The organism is Flavivirga jejuensis (assembly GCF_030540765.1).
GTDB classification, from domain to species: Bacteria; Bacteroidota; Bacteroidia; order Flavobacteriales; family Flavobacteriaceae; genus Flavivirga; species Flavivirga jejuensis.
Window position 1 is genome coordinate 19,800 of sequence record NZ_JAUOEL010000006.1, and the last position, 19,306, is coordinate 39,105.

Sequence of the window (19,306 nt, forward strand, 5' to 3'; positions counted from 1 at the left end):
TGATTTTATTCAATACATTTTCAGTTCGCTTGAGAGCAAATATGAAAATGATGATGATGTAATTGAATAAAGGTCATGTTTTGTTTTATTTCTGCAAATATCTATAATTTATATTTATAATTCCAAATTATAGTAACAATTTTTATCTCAAATAAATATTATATGTTTTTAGCTAAAAAAAAATCAAAAATGTTTAAAATATTAGCAAAAATCTTAAATTATTTAATTCAGCCCTATTGATTTCCAAGTATAATAGGCATTCCGCTATCTCCAGAACCAATAACTACAACTTTACTATTTGGTGATTCTGATAATTTAATGGTTGCTTCGATACCTTTATCTTGAAGAATTTTATCTGTTAAAGACGCGCTTAAAATACGGTTAGCATCTGCTTTACCTTGCGCTTCAATAATTACTTTTTCTGCTTCTTTTGCAGCTGTAACCAATCTAAATTCATATTCTAAAGACTCTTGTTCTTGCCTTAGTTTACGTTCAATAGCTTCTTTTATGGTATTTGGTAAAGTAACATCTCTTACTAATACTTCATTCAATTGTACATATTGTTTATCAAGAATCTTTTTCGTTTCAGCAAAAATTTCATCTTGAATAGCGTCACGCTTACTAGAATATAATTGCTCTGGCGTGTAACGTCCAACAACACTACGAGCAGCACTACGAATAGCTGGTTGAATAACACGTTGTAAATAATTTTCTCCTAATGATTGGTGCAAGTTTCCTAAATCATTGTAAATAGGCTCATACCATGCTGAAGCATCAATTTGAATTTCAAGTCCATTAGATGAAAGTACTTTCATTTTTTCGAAAAGTTCCTGTTGACGTACTTCATAAATTATAACTTTATTCCATGGTGCTACAATATGAAACCCTTCTCCTAAAGGGGGGGCATCTGTAACAACTCCATTATCGAATGTTTTGTATAGAACGCCTGCCTCACCAGAACCTATAGTTACAGCCGATTTTGCTAATATTACAACAAGTATAATTGCAACAATAATTACAGGTAATGCAATTTTTGGTAATTTTTCCATTATTTATTTTAATTTAGATTAATCCGTTATATTTTCTAATAAACCACTCTAGACCTAAGCTTAAAGCCAGTATGATGAGTAGATATTTCCAATCTATCAAAGGTATGATATTTTTATTGCTTTTTTGAATAGAAACAAAACGATTATCGTTTAATAAATCGGTTTTTAAATCCTTAGTATTATCAATAAAATAACTCTTACCGTCACTGTTAGTAGCTAATTGTTGCAGTTTTGTTACATTGGCATTTAAAAATTGTTGCTCAACGTTGTATTCTAAAATTTGAAAGTTCCCAGATTTGGCTATATTTTCATTAGTAGCTTTTACCGTAAAGCTATAGTTTGAAGGCGCTAAGCTGCTTAGGTCTACTTGGAAATTATTACCTTTAAGAATAAGAGGGAAGGTTTTATTTTCTTTTGAAATGTTATCTGTTACGGAAATATTAAGGGTTTCTCGTGTATCAAAAACATAATTTTTATCAAAGAATTCTGCTTTAATTATAATATTGCTGCTTCCGTTATAAAAAGACTCATAATCAATATTTAATCTGTTTTTTCTTTTATTTGAAGCTAAATATTGCACAAGTTTTCCTAAAAAGTTATCAAATTGATTAAATGATTGATTGTTAATATAACTTTGTGCTCGCCATTGCCAAATATTTTCGCCAAACAATACGCCTTCTCTCCTACCATTCGTTTCATAAGTTACTAATAGAGGTTCGTTTGTTGAAATTCCATTAATACGTTTATTTAAAATGGATTCGAATGGTGTTGTAAAAGATACAGATCCATAATTTGAGTTTAAAGGCGGGAATGATTCAAAGTTGATATTATCTACTATAAAAGGTGAATAATTAGTGTTAAATTCTGCTTGATAGTTTTCGGTTTGGCTTGTTTTTTCATGTAAAAAATTCTGCTTGTTTTTATTTAAGAAATTTAAATCGGTTTTAGTTCCTACGATAGTAAAATGATTCTTGTTTTCTTTTTCTAAAATGTCAAACAGATCTTTAAACCTATAGTTTGGTTGATTTATTATAATTAACTGAAAATCATTAATTTGATTTAATATTTCTTTTGGTTTTAAAAGCGTAACAGCGCGTTGTTCATTGCTTTCAATACTCTTTTTAAAAGCACCTAAATCTGGGTGCAAAAAATCGCTAACAATAGCTATTTTTGTTTTTTGATCGATAACTTCTACCGCAAAGTTTTTAGAATTATTAACCGTGTTCTTTTCATTTTCGATTGGAACAATAGTTGCTTTATAGCTACTTACACCAACACTATTGGCTGGTAATGTAAAGTTAATAATCTTAGAGTTGTTTTCTTTTGATAAACTAATGGGTTGAGAGTAAACAGTTGTATGGCCTTTTGTTACCAGAAAACGAGAATTTATAGTTTTATTTCCATTATAAACCAGGATAGCTTCTATAGGAAACCTGTTTTTTAGATAGGCGTACTTGTTTACATTTAGCTGTTTGATTTTTAAATCGGTATAAGTTACTGTATCTCCTAATATTACAGGGTAAATACTTTGTTTGTATGTGGATGCAGTAAACTGATAATCGTTACCATAAGTTTGATTACCGTCTGATATTATTAACGTAGGTGCTGTGGTTCCTCTATATATTTGAGATAGTTGTTTGAAGGCGTTGTTAATATTCGTTTGATTCTCTGAGAAGGTTGTAGAATCTGAAACTTTAAATGATTCGCCGAATGTATATAGGTCTATATTAAATTTATTATTTAATCCTGCATCATTAGATACTGTTTCAATCAAATTAATGACATGTGTATCTTGGTTAAGATGTTTTATAGAACTTGAGTTATCTATTGCAACAACCAAATTTGGTTTTTCAATAGAAAAACTAACTTGTTCAAATTTTGGGTTTATTAGTAATAAAAGAACAGAAAAAATACTAAGAAATCTTAAAAAAGAGAAAAGCATGTTTAATTTAGACATGCTTTTCTTTTTATTATAATACTGAAAAACCGCTAATAAAATAGCTACTATTCCAGCAAGTATGATATAAATAATCGTTTCTGTATGCATTCTAGATTGCCGATTTTTTTTTGATTGTCGATTTTTGAATTCAAAAACCGTGATTCATTCGTAAATCTAAAATTAAGTCAGCATACCTCCATCAACATGAAGTGTTTGTCCTGTGACATAAGCACTCATATCGCTAGCTAAAAAGACACAAGCATTGGCAATATCTTCTGGTGTGCCACCACGTTTTAAAGGAATTCCAGCACGCCAGTCTTTTAATATGTCTTCACTGAGTTTAGCAGTCATTTCAGTTTCAATAAATCCAGGAGCAACCACGTTGCTTCTAATATTTCTAGACCCTAATTCTAAGGCTACCGATTTAGAAAATCCTATTATTCCAGCTTTAGAAGCCGCATAATTAGTTTGTCCGGCATTACCTTTTATTCCAACTACAGAACTCATGTTTATTATAGAACCTTTACGTTGTTTTAACATGGTGCGTTGTACCGCTTTCGTCATATTAAAAACAGACTTTAGGTTGACTTCTATAACAGTATCAAAGTCTTCTTCGCTAATACGCATTAATAAATTATCTTTTGTAATACCTGCATTGTTTACTAAAATATCGATGCTTCCAAATTCACCAACAACAGCTTCGGCTAATTTTTGCGCTTCATCAAAACTAGCCGCATTACTTTGGTATCCTTTTGCTTTTACTCCTAGTGCGTTCAATTCGGCTTCTAATGCGTTTGCTGCTTCTACAGACGAACTGTATGTAAATGCTACATTGGCTCCCTGATTAGCAAATGTTTGAGCAATACCTTTACCAATGCCACGACTTGCTCCAGTTACTATGGCTGTTTTTCCTTCTAACAATTTCATGTATTTATTATTTATTTTAATATCACGAATGTATAAATTTCATTTATGTGATTCGTAAGCAAAGTTGTTAATTATTTTTGAATTCAAATATAACAAATACAAGTTGTACCAAATAAAAAAACCTCACAAGATTTTATGAACCTGAGTTCGATGTAAGGATCATAGATAAAAGTCAATGAATATGCTAGATTCCACTTATAATTATTATAGACTAACTAGCTAGTTTATGATAATTTAAGGAAGGAAGTGGTATGTTTATTGGTTTTTAGCTTGAAACTAATAGAGTTGAATATGTTTCAGATATTTAAAATTTACTTTATTAAGATAAATATCTTATAGACAGTATTTTACAAAAACAGCCTCATTTTCCTTATGTAGAACTCAGGTTATGAGGCTTATGATAAATTTAGAAACTGTTTAAGTTTTGTTTTTTGGAATTAGTTTGGGTGGTATTAAGTTTTCAGTCAGGGCAAAATAACAAAACAAACTAAAAAATTAAACAGTTTCTTATAATGGATAAGTATTTTAATTATTTGCAGTAAATTTAATATCTACCATTCCAAGATATGATGTTTCTGAAAACGTTGCAGGTAAGGTTTGACTTGTTCCGAAGTTAGAACCATAACCAGAAATTAACATGTTCCCTATTTCTACAGGGAATAAATCATTTCCTGAATTAGTAAACTGGTAATAATCGTTAGTATTAACAGAAACAAAATATGCTGTTCCAGAATTAATGGCAACTGGGGCTATATCTTCAAAAGACAATAAACCAGAGCTTGAAGTAATATCTGTTGTTACTAAAATTTCTTCGGTTTCTATATGCCACAATGTTACCCGATACACACCGTTATTTGGCACACGAATACCTAATGCTGTTATTGTTCCATTTTTGAATGATTTAAATTTGTAACCAATCTCAAAGGTACTCGGTCCATCTACTTTTTGATAGTTTACTTGCATGTGCCCACTTTCTATTAGTGATTTCATCGGGTATTCAGGTATGCTTTCAATAATTTCTACATCATCATCATTTTTAGAACAGCTACTGAAGCATGATCCTATGATTAGTAGTCCTAATATTATTTTTTGTGCTTTCATGATTCCTAATTTTTAGCTTTATGCTAGTATATCAATTAGATCACATTTTTGTTACCCCATATTTTATTTTATTGCAAAAAAAAATCCGCTGACTTATCTAAGTCAACGGATTTATATTTTAAAGAATTACTAGGTTTATTTACCCTAATACTTCTGCTATTTTCTTTCCAATTTCGGCAGGAGAATCTACCACATGAATTCCGCAAGCTTTCATAATTTTCTTTTTTGCTTGTGCAGTATCATCACTTCCTCCAACAATAGCACCAGCATGTCCCATAGTACGACCAGCAGGAGCTGTTTCACCAGCTATAAAACCAACAACTGGTTTTTTACTTCCACTTGCTTTATACCAATTTGCAGCATCTGCTTCTAATTGCCCACCTATTTCTCCAATCATTACAACAGCTTCAGTTTCTGGATCGTTAATTAACAATTCAACAGCTTCTTTAGTTGTGGTTCCAATAATGGGATCACCACCAATACCAATGGCCGTAGTAATTCCTAATCCTTGTTTTACAACTTGGTCTGCAGCTTCATAAGTAAGTGTTCCCGATTTAGAAACAATACCTACTTTACCTTTTTTGAAAACAAAACCTGGCATGATGCCAACTTTAGCTTCTTCTGGGGTAATTACTCCAGGGCAGTTAGGTCCAATTAGGCGACACGCTTTATTTTTTATATAATTAGATGCAGTGATCATATCTGCAACTGGAATGCCTTCTGTAATTGTAATAATAACTTTAATACCAGCATCGGCAGCTTCCATAATCGCATCGGCAGCAAAAGCCGGTGGTACAAAAATAATAGTTGTATCTGCTCCAACTTTTTGAACAGCTTCTAAAACGGTATCAAAAACAGGTTTATCTAAGTGCGTCTGCCCTCCTTTACCTGGTGTTACACCTCCAACTACATTGGTTCCGTATTCAATCATTTGGCTAGCGTGAAATGTACCTTCACTTCCTGTAAACCCTTGAACTATAATTTTTGAATCTTTATTTACTAAAACACTCATAGGAGATTATTTGTCGTTTATTAATTTATTGAGCAAATGTAATTTTTTGTATTAAAAATTTAAAGTAAAAACGCACTTTTATTTTTAGAAGTATTAAGAGTCCTGTTTAAAATTTCGTCAATTATCTTTTTATGCCCCTTTTTGCGCATTATTTTGTTAAAATTTTGAACCGTAACTTGGGCCATGTTTAAAAATAATAGCCTATAAAAAGGTCTAGTCAGAAAATCTAAAACAGACTTTAAGCTTTATTTTTATCTTGTTCTTTTAATCTGTCAAATATCTCAGGAATCTTTCTTATAGCTGCAATTTCTTTATATTTTGAACGGAAATCATCAGCTGGAATTCCAAAATAACTTTTGCCACCTTCTAATGATTTACTAACGCCTGCTTTTGCAGATATGACCGCTTTTTTTCCAATGGTTATACCACTGGTAATACCAACTTGACCCCAAATAGTGACTTCATCTTCAATAACAACACAACCAGCAATTCCTACTTGAGATGCAATTAAGCATTTTTTTCCAATAACTGTATCATGCCCTATTTGAACTAAATTATCAATTTTTGTTCCTTCTTTAATAGTCGTATCTGCAGTTACCCCTCTATCGATGGTGCATCCAGCTCCAATATCTACATGGTCTTCTAAAACAACACGACCACTAGATTTTAATCGATCGTAGCCTTCTGGTCTGTTTTTATAATAAAAGGCATTACCTCCTAAAACGCTTCCTGCATGAATGGTAACATTATTTCCGATAACGGCATCGTCGTAAATGCTTACATTAGAATGTATCACACAATGATCTCCGATTACAACATTATGTCCAATAAAACTATTGGGTTGAATTACGGTATGTTCACCAATAACTGCGGTGTTAGATATTTGGCTATTAGCAGATTGAAATGGTTTAAAATGGTTTGTAAGTTTGTTGAAATCTCTAAAAGGATCATCACTAATTAATAATGCTTTTCCCGAGGGGCATGCAACTTCTTTATTAATAAGTATAATGGTTGCAGCAGAATCAAGTGCTTTATCATAATATTTAGGATGATCAACAAAAACAATATCTCCTGGCTCTACTACATGAATTTCATTCATTCCTAAAACGGAGAAATTTGCATCGCCAACAAAAGTGCAATCAATTAATTGAGCAATGTCTTTTAAAATATGTGGTTGTGGAAATTTCATTCAGTTTTGAAAAATATGTATTTGTAAAAACCTTTTGGACTTCTGATTTTTATTAAAACCAAAAGCCCCTTCTTTTATTAAAAATCTTTAAAAGAGAAAGAAATTAATTAGAATTATTCCTTAACACGTTCTTTATAAGTTCCTTTTTCGGTTTCAACTTTTATCTTGTCTCCTTCATTTATAAATAAAGGCACATTAACTGTTGCTCCTGTTTCAACTGTTGCAGGTTTTGTTGCATTGGTTGCGGTATTACCTTTTACTCCTGGCTCTGTTGCAGTTACTTCTAATATAACACTTGCTGGCATTTCTACAGAAAGCGGCATATTGTCTTCAGAATTAATAATAACTGTTACAACCTCTCCTTCTTTCATTAAACTTGGATTATCTAAAGCAGATTCTGCTAATTGAATTTGCGTATAATCTTCTGTGTTCATAAAATGATAAAACTCACCATCATTATATAAAAATTGAAATTTATGGGTTTCAACACGTACATCTTCTAATTTGTGACCAGCAGAAAAGGTATTATCTATAACTTTACCATTCGTTACACTTTTCATTTTTGTTCTTACAAAAGCAGGTCCTTTTCCTGGTTTTACATGTAAAAATTCTATTATTTTATAAATATCATTATTGTATTTTATACATAATCCATTTCTAATATCGCTTGTAGTTGCCATAAATTCTTTTTTGTAAATAACTTGGTTTAATTAATTTGATTTGAAATACCCTTTCATGATACCTCGATGCGAATTTTTAATAAATTGAAGGACTTCATCACGCTCTGTTGTGGCTTCCATTTCTGCTTCAATAATTTCTGAAGCTTGGGTATTATTATAATTCTTTTGATAAAGTATCCTAAAAATATTTTGAATCTCTCTTATTTTTTCTGTCGTAAACCCACGTCTTCTTAGACCTACTGAATTTATACCAACGTATGATAAAGGTTCACGTGCAGCTTTTACATATGGGGGCACATCTTTTCTAACCAAAGATCCTCCTGTTACGAAAGCATGATTACCTATAGACACAAATTGGTGTACTGCTGTCATTCCTGCAAGTACAACATAATCGCCTATTGTAATATGACCAGCAAGAGTACTATTATTAGAGAAAATACAATTATCTCCAACAATACAATCGTGAGCAATATGGCAGTATGCCATTATTAAACAATTATTACCAATAACTGTTTTCATTCTGTCGGTGGTACCCCTATTAATAGTTACACATTCTCTTATTGTAACATTATCACCAATTTCTACAGTGGTATCTTCATCATTATATTTTAAATCTTGAGGGACAGCAGAAATAACTGAACCTGGGAAAATATTGCAGTTTTTACCAATACGTGCACCTTCCATTATGGTTACATTACTACCTATCCATGTGCCTTCTCCTATTTTTACATTATTGTTAATAGTTGTAAAAGGTTCTATTACTACATTCTTCGCAATTTTTGCACCTGGGTGAACGTATGCTAGTGGTTGGTTCATATTTATTTTACTTTAGATATTTGGGCCATTAATTCTGCTTCTGCACAAAGTTTACCATTGGCGTATGCATAACCTTGCATATGGCAAATACCACGACGAATAGGAGTAATTAACGAACATTTAAATATTAACGTATCTCCAGGCATTACTTTTTGTTTAAATTTAACATTGTCCATTTTCATGAAAAAGGTTAAGTAGTTTTCTGGATCTGGAACTGTATTAAGTACTAAAATACCACCTGTTTGTGCCATAGCTTCTACAATTAAGACACCTGGCATTACAGGAGCTCCTGGGAAGTGACCTTCAAAAAAAGGTTCATTCATAGTAACATTCTTCGTAGCAATAACATGATTATCAGTAAGCTCAAAGACTTTGTCTATTAACAAAAAAGGTTGTCTATGTGGTAACATAGCCATAATTTGAATAACATCCATTAAAGGCGGTTTATTCAAATCTATATTTGGTACATTATTACGACGTTCGTTCTTTATTATTTTAGATAATTTTTTAGCAAATTGTGTGTTTACAAAGTGACCTGGTTTATTTGCTATTACTTTTCCACGAATTCTTGTGCCTACAAGTGCTAAATCTCCCAAAACATCAAGTAGTTTATGCCTCGCTGCTTCATTGGGATGGTGTAAAGTCAAATTATCTAAGATACCATTTGGTTTTACAGCTATGGAATCTTTATTAAAAGCGACTCTTAGTTTTTCCATAGTTTCTGGAGATAATGCTTTGTCAACATAAACAATCGCATTATTTAAATCCCCTCCTTTAATCAATCCATGTTCTAAAAGCATTTCAATTTCATGTAAAAAACTAAATGTACGTGAATTTGAAATATCCTTTTTAAAATCAGATATTTTATTTAAAGTAGCATTTTGAGTTCCTAAAACTTTAGTCCCAAAATCTACCATAGTAGTTATTTTGTATTCTTTAGAAGGCATTACTAAAATTTCACTACCAGATTCTTCATCTGTATAGGAAACAATGTCTGTAATAACAAACTCTTCTCTAAAAGCGTCGAGTTCTATAACATCAGCTTTTTCAATGGCATCAACAAAAAACTTAGATGAACCATCCATAATTGGTGGCTCAGATGCGTTCAATTCTATTATAGCATTATCGACATCTAAACCTACTAGAGCAGCAAGTACATGCTCTGAAGTTTGAATCATAACCCCATTTTTCTCTAAGCAGGTACCGCGTTGTGTATTAGTGACGTAGTTAACATCGGCTTCAATCACCGGAGTGCCTTCTAAATCTACTCGTTTAAAAGCTAATCCAGAATTAGCGGTAGCTGGTTTAAAAGTTAGAGTAACATTTTTTCCTGTATGTAAGCCAACGCCTGTTAAAGAAACTTCTTCTTTAATAGTTTTTTGCTTTATTTCAGTATTTATTATTCCCATTTGTTTTTTTCTAAATCATTAATATTTTTTACAATCTTAGGTAAGTTCTTAAAATGCACATAAGATTTATTATAGTCACTTAAAGCTAGTGCTGGTGACCCTTGGAGGGTTTCGTTATCTTTTACATTTCTGGCAATACCCGATTGCGCTTGAATTTTTACATTATTGCCAATAGTAATATGCCCCGCAATACCTACCTGCCCACCAATTTGGCAATACTCACCAATTTTAGTCGAGCCAGCAATTCCTGATTGTGCAGCTATTACGGTATGTTTACCTATTTCTACGTTATGAGCAATTTGAATTTGATTATCTAATTTAACGCCATTTCTTATTATTGTAGATCCCATCGTAGCTCTATCTATAGTTGTTCCTGCTCCCACATCTACATGATCTTCTAAAATAACATTACCTATTTGTGGTATTTTGCTATAGCGACCATCTTGACTTGGTGCAAAACCAAAGCCATCGGCTCCAATTATTGCTCCAGAGTTTATGACGCATGAATGTCCTATAATAGTATCTGAATAAATCTTGGATCCAGAAAAAACAATAGAGTTTTCTCCAACCACAACATTGTCACCTATATAAGCATTTGGAAATATCTTAACATTATTGCCTATTAAAACATTCTCACCTATATAGGAGAATGCTCCGAAATAAACATTATCCCCATATTCTGCGGATTCTGATATAAATGAAGGTTTCTCTATGCCTGTTTTATTAAGCTTAACCATATTATAATACTCAAGTACTTTAGAAAAAGCAGCGTAAGCATCTTCAACCTTGATTAAGGTCGTGTCTATTTTTTGTTCGGGCACAAAACTTTTATTAACTATTGCTACCGAAGCTTTCGTAGAATATATATATTGGGTATACTTTGGGTTAGATAAAAATGTTAAAGAACCATTAGTGCCTTCTTCAATTTTGGATAGCTTTGAAACTTCTACATTTGGATTTCCAACAATATCACCCTCTAATATTTCTGCTATTTGTTGTGCTGTAAATTTCACACTGAAAAGTTTGTTTTTTTGTTTGATTGACGCAAAAATAGGAAAAATGTGCTAAAGTATTTCATGTGCAGATGCTTATTGTTTTTTATTGACATTTGTCACATTTTTTATAGCCATATAAAAAATAACTACAGGACTTCCTTAGGATAACATATGTAATATTTAGTTACTGGTTTAGACAATGCTTTTAGGTTAAGTTGATCTGAAGCTTTAACAATATCTTCAATTTTACCAGTCTTGTGCAAAATATTTATGCCTTGGTGTTTTAATTGATAAGCTTGATTAGATATTTCACCAGTAAACACGAAATACCTTGCTTCTTCTTTGCTTACATTATATGTACTAATTAAACTTTGAATATGCTTTTCAAGGCTTTCTTTTTTTATTATTTTGTTTTTTAGTTTAATTTTTAACAAGTCCCTGTTAATTATCATTTTACTTAAATTGCTAAGCACAAAATCATCATGATGTTGCCAATGTTTCATGGCTGAAATAATATCATAATCATCTAATTGAGAAAAAACATCAAGCGTATTGTTATCGAAGTTATCAATTGATATTTTATTTTCTAAAAAAAACAGTAATGCTTTACTTGCTTCTAAGGACACCTCTTTTTTATGTAATTCTTTGGCACGTTTTAAAACACGAATCAATAATTGTTCTGCAACTAATCCTGTTTTGTGTAAATAAACCTGCCAATACATAAGACGTCTTGCAACAATAAACATTTCAACACTATAAACGCCTTTTTCTTCAACTACTAATTCATTATTAACAACATTAAGCATTGTAATTAATCGTTCACTATTTATATTGCCTTCTGCTACTCCAGTATAAAAACTATCCCTTTTTAAGTAATCGGCTCTATCCATATCCAATTGTCCGGAAATAAGCTGACACAGAAACTTTCTGTGGTATTCTCCTTTAAAAATTTGGATGGCAAGCGTTAAACTTCCGTTAAATTCTTGATTTAATTGTTCCATAAAAAGCAAAGAAATGTCCTCATGAGATACATCATTAACAATACTATGTTCCATGGCATGAGAGAAAGGACCATGACCTATATCGTGCAATAAAATAGCAGCATAGAGCCCTTTTTCTTCCTCGTCTGAAATTATAACATCTTTAAAACGAAGTACTTTGACGGCTTGCTGCATTAAATGCACACAGCCAATAGCATGATGGAATCTGGTGTGATGTGCTCCAGGGTAAACTAAATAAGACATCCCCATTTGTGTAATCCTGCGTAAACGCTGAAAATACTTATGTTGAATTAAATCGAAAATAAGGGAATTTGGAATAGTAATAAATCCGTAAATTGGGTCGTTTAATATTTTAAGTTTGTTCAAACTTGAAAAGTTAGTGTTTAAATAGACAAATATAATTATATGAAGTCTATATATAAGGACATTATTAAAACAAATAACTATAAATGATTATTAAAAACATTTAAATGAATACAATACAAATACTTTGGGTAGATGATGAAATTGATTTACTAAAACCTCATATCCTATTTTTAGAACAACGCAATTATAATGTTACAACATGCATGAGTGGCACTGAAGCTATTGATGCTATAGATGAAAAAAGTTTTGATATCGTATTCCTAGATGAAAACATGCCTGGACTTACAGGTCTTGAAACTTTAAACGAAATAAAAGAAAAACAAGACAATCTTCCTGTTGTTATGATTACCAAGAGTGAGGAAGAATATATTATGGAAGAGGCTATTGGTAATAAAATAGCAGATTATCTTATTAAGCCTGTAAATCCGAATCAAATACTACTTAGTTTAAAGAAAAACCTGGATCATTCCCGTTTAGTATCTGAAAAAACGACTTCAAACTACCAACAAGAGTTTAGGAAAATTGCGATGGATTTATCTATGGTTAATTCTTATGAAGAATGGGTGAATTTATACCAGAAACTTATTTATTGGGAAATTCAACTTGAAGATATTGAAGATATAGGTATGTTTGAAATTTTAGAATCTCAAAAAAATGAGGCTAATATCCACTTTGGAAAATTTATAGAAAAAAACTATGCAGATTGGTTTAAACCAAATACGGAGTCGCCAATAATGTCTCATACGCTTTTTAAAGAAAAAATAGCTCCCGAGATTAGTAAAGAACAACCAACTGTTTTAGTTGTTATTGATAATTTACGTTATGACCAATGGAAAGTTTTTGAACCTATAATTAATAACTACTACAAAAAAGTTAAAGAAGAAGCGTTTTTTAGTATTCTACCAACAGCTACTCAATATGCTCGTAATGCTATTTTCTCTGGGTTGATGCCTAGCGATATGGAGAAATTATTTCCAGAATATTGGAAAAATGATACAGATGATGGTGGTAAAAATATGCATGAAGCAGAATTTTTAGAAACACAAATGAAGCGATTAGGTTTGACTCATTTAAATTATGATTATCATAAAATAACGAATCTTAAAAATGGAAAAAAATTAGCTGACAACTTTAAAACTCTTAAAAATAATGACTTAACTGTTATTGTGTATAATTTTGTAGATATGTTATCGCATTCTAAAACAGAAATGGAAGTCGTTAAAGAATTAGCTTCAAACGATAAAGCATATAGATCTTTAACATTAAGTTGGTTTAAAAACTCACCACTCTTAGATATGATCCAACAGGCTCAGCAATTAGGGTTTAAACTAATCTTAACAACAGACCATGGGACTATTAATGTTAAAAATCCATCGAAAGTAATTGGTGATAGGGATACTAGTTTAAATCTTCGTTATAAAACCGGAAGGAGTTTAACATATGATAATAAAGATGTTTTGTTTTTTAAGAATCCAAAAGAAGCTTGTCTACCATCAATAAATATGAGTAGCTCCTATATTTTTGCAAAAAGCGACTTGTTTTTTGCTTATCCGAATAACTACAATCATTATGTAAGTTATTTTAGAAATACTTATCAGCATGGAGGCGTTTCACTTGAAGAAATGATTATTCCTTTTGTTGTATTTAATCCAAAATAACCTATTAAAAGCATAAAACATCGATAAAATGCATTATTTTGTTGTTTTTTTAATTTTTAATGACTATACTTGTGTGTAAAATTTAACAAAATTGGAAATTAATTACAGATTAAATGATGTTGAAAATGTTGCAACACAGCTGATTAAAAATGTAAAAACTAAAACATTATTATTTTATGGAGACATGGGGGTTGGAAAAACAACACTAATAAAAACCATAGTAAAAGTTTTAGGCAGTCATGATAAAGTTAGTAGTCCAACATTTTCTATTGTAAACGAATATCAATTAAATGATGATAAAATATATCATTTTGATTTATATAGAATAGATGATTTAGAAGAGGCTTATAATTTTGGGATAGAAGACTATGTTGATTCAGAAAATTGGAAGTTAATAGAATGGCCAGAAAAAATTGTACCAATTTTAACAGATCATTTCGATAGAATCGATTTAGAATTTGATTCTAATAAAAGGATTTTAAGATTAAACGTAATCAACAAATAACGAACTAATATCTTAGCTTTTACAAATAAATAACATAAAAAACTCCGATATTTTGAAGTTTTACGGGAAAACCACATTGTGAATTTAAAAAAATCTTGATTTTAACATTTTTTTAACATTTCAAGAAATACTTCAAAATAGTCTTTAGTTACATTTGGATTATATTAATTAATAAATCCCTTAAAAATGAAAACTAAAAAGTATGTAATTGCAATCGCAATTTTCGGAGGAATGTTGTTTATGGCTCAAGCTGCAGACGCTTACAACCAAGATGGACAACAAACAGCAAAAATTGACAAAAGATCGAGACCGCTACCTACAAGGTAATAAGTCTTTAGTTATTGGGAGTATAATTGCTACTTTCATAGCAATTATACCTTACTTATTTTATTTACATGAAAGTGTTCCTCAAAAACAAGTTTGGAGCACTTTTTTGTTTGATTATGACAGCAAAGCCTGGGGGGATGCTAATTTTGCAATGTGGGTATTAACGGGTAAAGCAATTCCGTTATTTTTATTATTTATATGGTTTTTTACTTGTAGACATTGGTGGTATCACGCTTTATTAGTGCCTATTGCAATGTATTCTTACCAAATATTTGACTTTTTCAATTCGACAATTAAATATATTGATGAATTTCAATTAATTTATTTAATCCCTGTAATGGCGATTATCATTCCTACTATATATTTAATAAGAGCAAGAATTTTTAATAAAATTAATGAGGCAACAAAGTCTTTACAAGAACTTGAAGATGAATTTAAAATATCTCCAAAAAACTTCTGGGGTAAAATAAAAGAGTATTTTTAATTAGTACTCTTCAATCTTTTTCTTTCGTTTATTTCTATTTCTTTTTTATTAGTATTTAATCTAAAGTTTCCAAACTTATAATTAAACCCAAAAGTAAAGAGTCTATTTTCTTTTCGTGATAAAAAAGAAACATCTTGATTGATATATTTTGTAACTGTATTAACGTTTTTACTATTAAAAATATCCATTACTCCAATGTTAAATGAAGCTTTATTATCCCAAAAAGTTTTCTTTAAACTTACATCCAACCCATTACTAGAACTAATATTTATCGGCCCAGTAATGAATGAAGATACGTATAAAAAGGAGAGATCGGCGGTTAAGCTCTTATCTTTTAAAAAGGAGAAATAGTTAATTATTTGGGCAAAAGTGGACCACCTATCATTAGTCAATAATTCATTATTACTCTCTAAAGCAAAAAAACGTTCGTCATAATAATATAGTGACGATAAAACATATAAGTTCCAATTGCGAGTAATTGCTTTATAAGTTATAAAATCTAGTCCATAAGAAATACTTCTATCTATATTAGTGTTAATATATTTTATAACATTTTCGTCATTGTCCTGAAATGTAATTTGGATTGTAGGGTTATTTTCATATCGATAATATAGCTCAAAAGTATAATCTTTATCGAAAGTGTATCCTAAAACAAATATGTCATCTATTTGAGGTTTTAAATTGGGGTCACCAGTAACAAAGGTATTATCATTTAAGAAATATTTAAATGGGTTTAACTGCGTGTAACGAGGTCTATAAATACGCTTATTGTAATTAAAATAAATTTCATCATTCTTATTTATTTTATTGAGCAAATGAAAAGAAGGAAAAAATTTAAAGTAGTCATTATTATTAATTTGATTCGTTGATAAGGAACTTCCTTTAATATCGGTATATTCTCCTCTTATACCAGATTTTAAACTCCAATGATCCCAATCTTTTGAATAACTTATATAGGTCGCATAATTAGTTTCATCATATAAGAAAGTATCTGAGTTTAGTAAATCTTCTACTTTTTCGTCATTTTCAAAAATAAACTGATTTAAAATACTTTCTGAGTTAATATTTGAGATCTTTACACCTGCTTCAAATTGTGCTGAATCACTTATTGGTAATTCATAATCTACTTGGCCTGTATATAATTTAATTATTTGACTCGAAAATGTTTGAAATCTATTACTCCTAATAAGGGTGTTATCAGAAAAACGATAATCTGTATCTACATTTTGAAAACTTGAAGAATCATAATTGGTATGATGTGTGCTTATTGAGAGCCTCTCTCCTGCCCTTTTAAATTTATGAGTGTAATCCAGCGTAAAAGCTAAATTAAAGGATTCATCAACCTTACGGTTTAAAGTATTAAAAGTAGAATCTAATGTTTTATTTGAATTAAAAACTTCGGTTAAAGAATTAACTGAAGTTTTTGTGTTTTCCCTTGGTGAGATAAGCATACTTGTAGAAAAACTTAAGCTATTGCGCTTATTTATAATATAATCAATATTACTATTTATATTTTGATTTGAAGTTTCACGCGTTTTTTCAAAATCTGTTTCCCAACTTGATGTGATTTGATCGTTATTATCTATAAAATTAATAAATTCATTGTTATGCCTATAATCTTTTCTTGGGCTTATATTATAGTTTACATAGGCACTAAGTTTCTTTGTTTTAAAAAAATGACTAGTACCTAATGAATATTTAGGAAACATTTCTCCTTGCTTATAATTCCCGAAAACACTTCCATGATAACCAGCAATGATATTTTTACTGGTTACAATATTAAGCACAATACCACCTTCAGCTTCATACTTTGCAGGAGGATTTGTAATAACTTCTATAGATTTTACATTATTAGCAGATGTAGCTTCTAAAAGTTGTTGTATTTCATTTGAAGATAAGTGAACTTTTCTATCGTTTATGTACACCGTAGGTGTTGATTGTTTTATAGTTATAGCACCATCATGAATCAACACACCTGGTGTATGTTTTAAGATATCTAAAATGTTACTGTTTGATAGCGTGGAATTTTCTACATTAAAAACCAGGCGATCTACCATCCGTTTAACTGTTGGTCTTTTTGTCATAACAGTTACACCGTCAAGCGCTTCTATATTGTCTTTAAGTATAATAGTGTCAAAATTAATATTTCTATAAAGTTCTACCCTAGTAATATATGATTTAAATCCAAGAAAGCTAATTTTTAAAATATAATCACCTGCTTTTAGGTTCTCTATTATAAAATACCCTGCTTCATCTGTAGAAGTACCATTTGCAGTTTTAGAATTTCCAAGGCTTGTAATTAATACATTTGCATATGCTATTGGATTGTTATTAGCATCCTTAGCATGTCCATTTATTCTAAATTCTTGAGAAAAAGATGTTATAGAAAGCAACAGAATGAAAAAATAAAATAAATTTTTAATCATATATATAGTTGTAATGCAAACTTATAAATAATTAAGATAAAACCATTTAAGGAAAAACTATAATTTTTTGTTTTTTTTTCTTACAGTTTCGAATTGCTTACTTTTGAGGTTATAAAGAAACTAGAATAATTATTTTCAGTTTGTATTAAACAATAGAGAATTTATTTGTAATTTGATTTTTATTAATTAAACTAACCATGTCGAAATCACTTTCCCCTTTTACTAAGCAACAACTTTTACCACAAGAAGAAACTCTTGAGATACATAAACGTAAAGGAGAATTATATATTGGAATACCTAAGGAGACTGCTTTTCAGGAAAAACGTGTGTGTTTAACTCCAGATGCTGTATTTGCTCTTGTAAGTAACGGCCATAAAGTATTACTTGAATCTGGTGCAGGACTTGGCGCCAGTTTTAGTGATAAAGATTATAGTGAAGCTGGTGCCGAAATCACAAAAGATACAGCTAAAGTTTTTGCATGTCCAATGATTCTTAAAGTAGAACCACCAAGTATTGAGCAAATCAAACTTATTAATCCACAAACGATATTAATATCTGCACTTCAAATAAAAACCCAATCTAAAAAATATTTTGAGACATTAGCATCAAAACGAGTTACAGCATTAGCTTTTGAGTTTATTCGTGATGCAGATGGCACATACCCAGCTGTAAGAACCTTAAGTGAAATTGCAGGAACTGCCTCTGTCTTAATAGCTTCAGAGTTATTGTCTGATACTAAAGATGGAAATGGATTAATGTTTGGAAATATTAGTGGAGTACCTCCTATAGAAGTTGTTATAATAGGTGCTGGCACTGTTGGGGAATTTGCAGCAAGAAGCTCGATTGGACTTGGCGCTAATGTTAAGGTTTTTGATAATTCTATTACAAAATTAAGGCAAATACAAACCAATCTTGGTAGACCATTTTTTACATCTACGATTACACCAAAAAACTTAACAAAAGCTCTAAAGCGTTGTAATGTTGTAATTGGTGCCATACGTGGTACAAATAGAGCTCCTATAATAGTATCGGAAGCTATGGTAGAATCTATGAAAAAAGGCGCTATTATTATAGATGTAAGTATAGATATGGGTGGGTGTTTTGAGACTAGTGAAGTGACAACACATAAAAAACCAACGTTTATTAAACATGATGTTATTCATTATTGTGTACCCAATATTCTTGCAAAGTACTCACGTACAGCGTCTGTTTCTATAAGTAATATTTTTACACCTTATTTATTAAAAATAGCCGAAGATGGTGGGATAGAAAATTCTTTAAGATTTGATAGAGGTTTAAAAAATGGATTGTATTTTTACCACGGAATTTTAACAAGTAAATCTGTAGGTGATTGGTTTGATTTAGATTTTAGCGATGTTAATTTGCTGATTTTTTAATTGATTACAATTCTGATTTATTTCA

16 protein-coding genes are annotated in these 19,306 nt (G+C 30.6%); 4 read left to right on the forward strand and 12 right to left on the reverse strand.

Translation table 11 applies throughout. The annotated features are described in order from the left end of the window. Window positions 1–233: 233 nt before the first annotated feature. The 11 genes from Q4Q40_RS16300 to Q4Q40_RS16350 form a co-directional block, all read right to left on the reverse strand. A complete protein-coding gene (locus Q4Q40_RS16300; protein ID WP_303302991.1) occupies window positions 234–1,049 on the reverse strand; it encodes a prohibitin family protein in 816 nt (271 codons plus the stop codon). A gap of 13 nt (window positions 1,050–1,062) precedes the next feature. Further along, window positions 1,063–3,096: a VWA domain-containing protein gene (locus Q4Q40_RS16305; protein ID WP_303302992.1), complete on the reverse strand. Its 2,034-nt coding sequence runs from the start codon at window positions 3,094–3,096 to the stop codon at window positions 1,063–1,065. 72 nt (window positions 3,097–3,168) lie between these two features. Further along, on the reverse strand, window positions 3,169–3,915 hold the full coding sequence (gene fabG / locus Q4Q40_RS16310) for a 3-oxoacyl-[acyl-carrier-protein] reductase (protein ID WP_303302993.1): 747 nt from the start codon (window positions 3,913–3,915) through the stop codon (window positions 3,169–3,171). A 525-nt stretch (window positions 3,916–4,440) separates the two neighbouring features. Next, a complete protein-coding gene (locus Q4Q40_RS16315; protein ID WP_303302994.1) occupies window positions 4,441–5,016 on the reverse strand; it encodes a DUF4082 domain-containing protein in 576 nt (191 codons plus the stop codon). A gap of 139 nt (window positions 5,017–5,155) precedes the next feature. Next, window positions 5,156–6,028 carry a succinate--CoA ligase subunit alpha gene (gene sucD, locus Q4Q40_RS16320; protein WP_303302995.1) on the reverse strand — a complete coding sequence of 291 codons (873 nt, stop codon included), beginning with the start codon at window positions 6,026–6,028 and terminating at the stop codon, window positions 5,156–5,158. Window positions 6,029–6,266: 238 nt separating this feature from the next. Beyond that, window positions 6,267–7,217, reverse strand: a complete 951-nt coding sequence (locus Q4Q40_RS16325) for a UDP-3-O-(3-hydroxymyristoyl)glucosamine N-acyltransferase (RefSeq protein WP_303302996.1) — start codon at window positions 7,215–7,217, stop codon at window positions 6,267–6,269. 113 nt (window positions 7,218–7,330) lie between these two features. Then, complete coding sequence (gene efp, locus Q4Q40_RS16330) at window positions 7,331–7,897, reverse strand: elongation factor P (RefSeq protein ID WP_303302997.1); 567 nt, start codon at window positions 7,895–7,897, stop codon at window positions 7,331–7,333. 30 nt (window positions 7,898–7,927) lie between these two features. Beyond that, the gene (lpxA, locus tag Q4Q40_RS16335) at window positions 7,928–8,713 is read right to left on the reverse strand and encodes an acyl-ACP--UDP-N-acetylglucosamine O-acyltransferase (RefSeq protein ID WP_303302998.1); all 786 of its coding nucleotides are present in this window, start codon (window positions 8,711–8,713) and stop codon (window positions 7,928–7,930) included. Window positions 8,714–8,715: 2 nt separating this feature from the next. After that, window positions 8,716–10,122: a bifunctional UDP-3-O-[3-hydroxymyristoyl] N-acetylglucosamine deacetylase/3-hydroxyacyl-ACP dehydratase gene (locus Q4Q40_RS16340; RefSeq protein ID WP_303302999.1), complete on the reverse strand. Its 1,407-nt coding sequence runs from the start codon at window positions 10,120–10,122 to the stop codon at window positions 8,716–8,718. After that, window positions 10,113–11,135: a UDP-3-O-(3-hydroxymyristoyl)glucosamine N-acyltransferase gene (gene lpxD, locus Q4Q40_RS16345; RefSeq protein WP_303303000.1), complete on the reverse strand. Its 1,023-nt coding sequence runs from the start codon at window positions 11,133–11,135 to the stop codon at window positions 10,113–10,115. The genes Q4Q40_RS16340 and lpxD overlap by 10 nt, the downstream gene beginning before the upstream one ends. 128 nt (window positions 11,136–11,263) lie before the next feature. Further along, on the reverse strand, window positions 11,264–12,484 hold the full coding sequence (locus Q4Q40_RS16350) for an HD domain-containing protein (protein WP_303303001.1): 1,221 nt from the start codon (window positions 12,482–12,484) through the stop codon (window positions 11,264–11,266). A gap of 104 nt (window positions 12,485–12,588) precedes the next feature. On the opposite strand from Q4Q40_RS16350, the gene porX reads away from it, so the two are divergent. The 3 genes from porX (at window position 12,589) to Q4Q40_RS16365 (ending at window position 15,458) form a co-directional block, all read left to right on the forward strand. Continuing rightward, window positions 12,589–14,142, forward strand: coding sequence for a T9SS response regulator signal transducer PorX (gene porX / locus Q4Q40_RS16355; protein WP_303303002.1), 1,554 nt, complete (start codon window positions 12,589–12,591; stop codon window positions 14,140–14,142). A 91-nt stretch (window positions 14,143–14,233) separates the two neighbouring features. After that, window positions 14,234–14,647, forward strand: a complete 414-nt coding sequence (tsaE, locus tag Q4Q40_RS16360) for a tRNA (adenosine(37)-N6)-threonylcarbamoyltransferase complex ATPase subunit type 1 TsaE (protein WP_303303003.1) — start codon at window positions 14,234–14,236, stop codon at window positions 14,645–14,647. Between the two features lie 208 nt (window positions 14,648–14,855). Then, window positions 14,856–15,458: a hypothetical protein gene (locus Q4Q40_RS16365; RefSeq protein WP_303303004.1), complete on the forward strand. Its 603-nt coding sequence runs from the start codon at window positions 14,856–14,858 to the stop codon at window positions 15,456–15,458. On the opposite strand, the gene Q4Q40_RS16370 is transcribed toward Q4Q40_RS16365, so the two are convergent. Further along, window positions 15,455–17,884 carry an outer membrane beta-barrel protein gene (locus Q4Q40_RS16370; protein ID WP_303303005.1) on the reverse strand — a complete coding sequence of 810 codons (2,430 nt, stop codon included), beginning with the start codon at window positions 17,882–17,884 and terminating at the stop codon, window positions 15,455–15,457. The two genes, Q4Q40_RS16365 and Q4Q40_RS16370, sit on opposite strands and share 4 nt — an antisense overlap. Before the next feature lie 197 nt (window positions 17,885–18,081). Here Q4Q40_RS16370 and Q4Q40_RS16375 point away from each other — a divergent pair, with 197 nt between their 5' ends. After that, window positions 18,082–19,281: an alanine dehydrogenase gene (locus tag Q4Q40_RS16375; protein WP_303303006.1), complete on the forward strand. Its 1,200-nt coding sequence runs from the start codon at window positions 18,082–18,084 to the stop codon at window positions 19,279–19,281. Window positions 19,282–19,306: the final 25 nt, after the last annotated feature.

Bases quoted from the DNA above. Each gene is read 5' to 3' on its own strand.
- porX (WP_303303002.1), top strand. From the start codon at position 12,589: ATGAATACAATACAAATACTTTGGGTAGATGATGAAATTGATTTACTA.
- Q4Q40_RS16340 (WP_303302999.1), bottom strand. From the start codon at position 10,122: ATGGGAATAATAAATACTGAAATAAAGCAAAAAACTATTAAAGAAGAA.
- lpxA (WP_303302998.1), bottom strand. From the start codon at position 8,713: ATGAACCAACCACTAGCATACGTTCACCCAGGTGCAAAAATTGCGAAG.
- fabG (WP_303302993.1), bottom strand. From the start codon at position 3,915: ATGAAATTGTTAGAAGGAAAAACAGCCATAGTAACTGGAGCAAGTCGT.
- Q4Q40_RS16325 (WP_303302996.1), bottom strand. From the start codon at position 7,217: ATGAAATTTCCACAACCACATATTTTAAAAGACATTGCTCAATTAATT.
- Q4Q40_RS16315 (WP_303302994.1), bottom strand. From the start codon at position 5,016: ATGAAAGCACAAAAAATAATATTAGGACTACTAATCATAGGATCATGC.
- Q4Q40_RS16375 (WP_303303006.1), top strand. From the start codon at position 18,082: ATGTCGAAATCACTTTCCCCTTTTACTAAGCAACAACTTTTACCACAA.
- Q4Q40_RS16305 (WP_303302992.1), bottom strand. From the start codon at position 3,096: ATGCATACAGAAACGATTATTTATATCATACTTGCTGGAATAGTAGCT.
- sucD (WP_303302995.1), bottom strand. From the start codon at position 6,028: ATGAGTGTTTTAGTAAATAAAGATTCAAAAATTATAGTTCAAGGGTTT.
- efp (WP_303302997.1), bottom strand. From the start codon at position 7,897: ATGGCAACTACAAGCGATATTAGAAATGGATTATGTATAAAATACAAT.
- Q4Q40_RS16300 (WP_303302991.1), bottom strand. From the start codon at position 1,049: ATGGAAAAATTACCAAAAATTGCATTACCTGTAATTATTGTTGCAATT.
- Q4Q40_RS16370 (WP_303303005.1), bottom strand. From the start codon at position 17,884: ATGATTAAAAATTTATTTTATTTTTTCATTCTGTTGCTTTCTATAACA.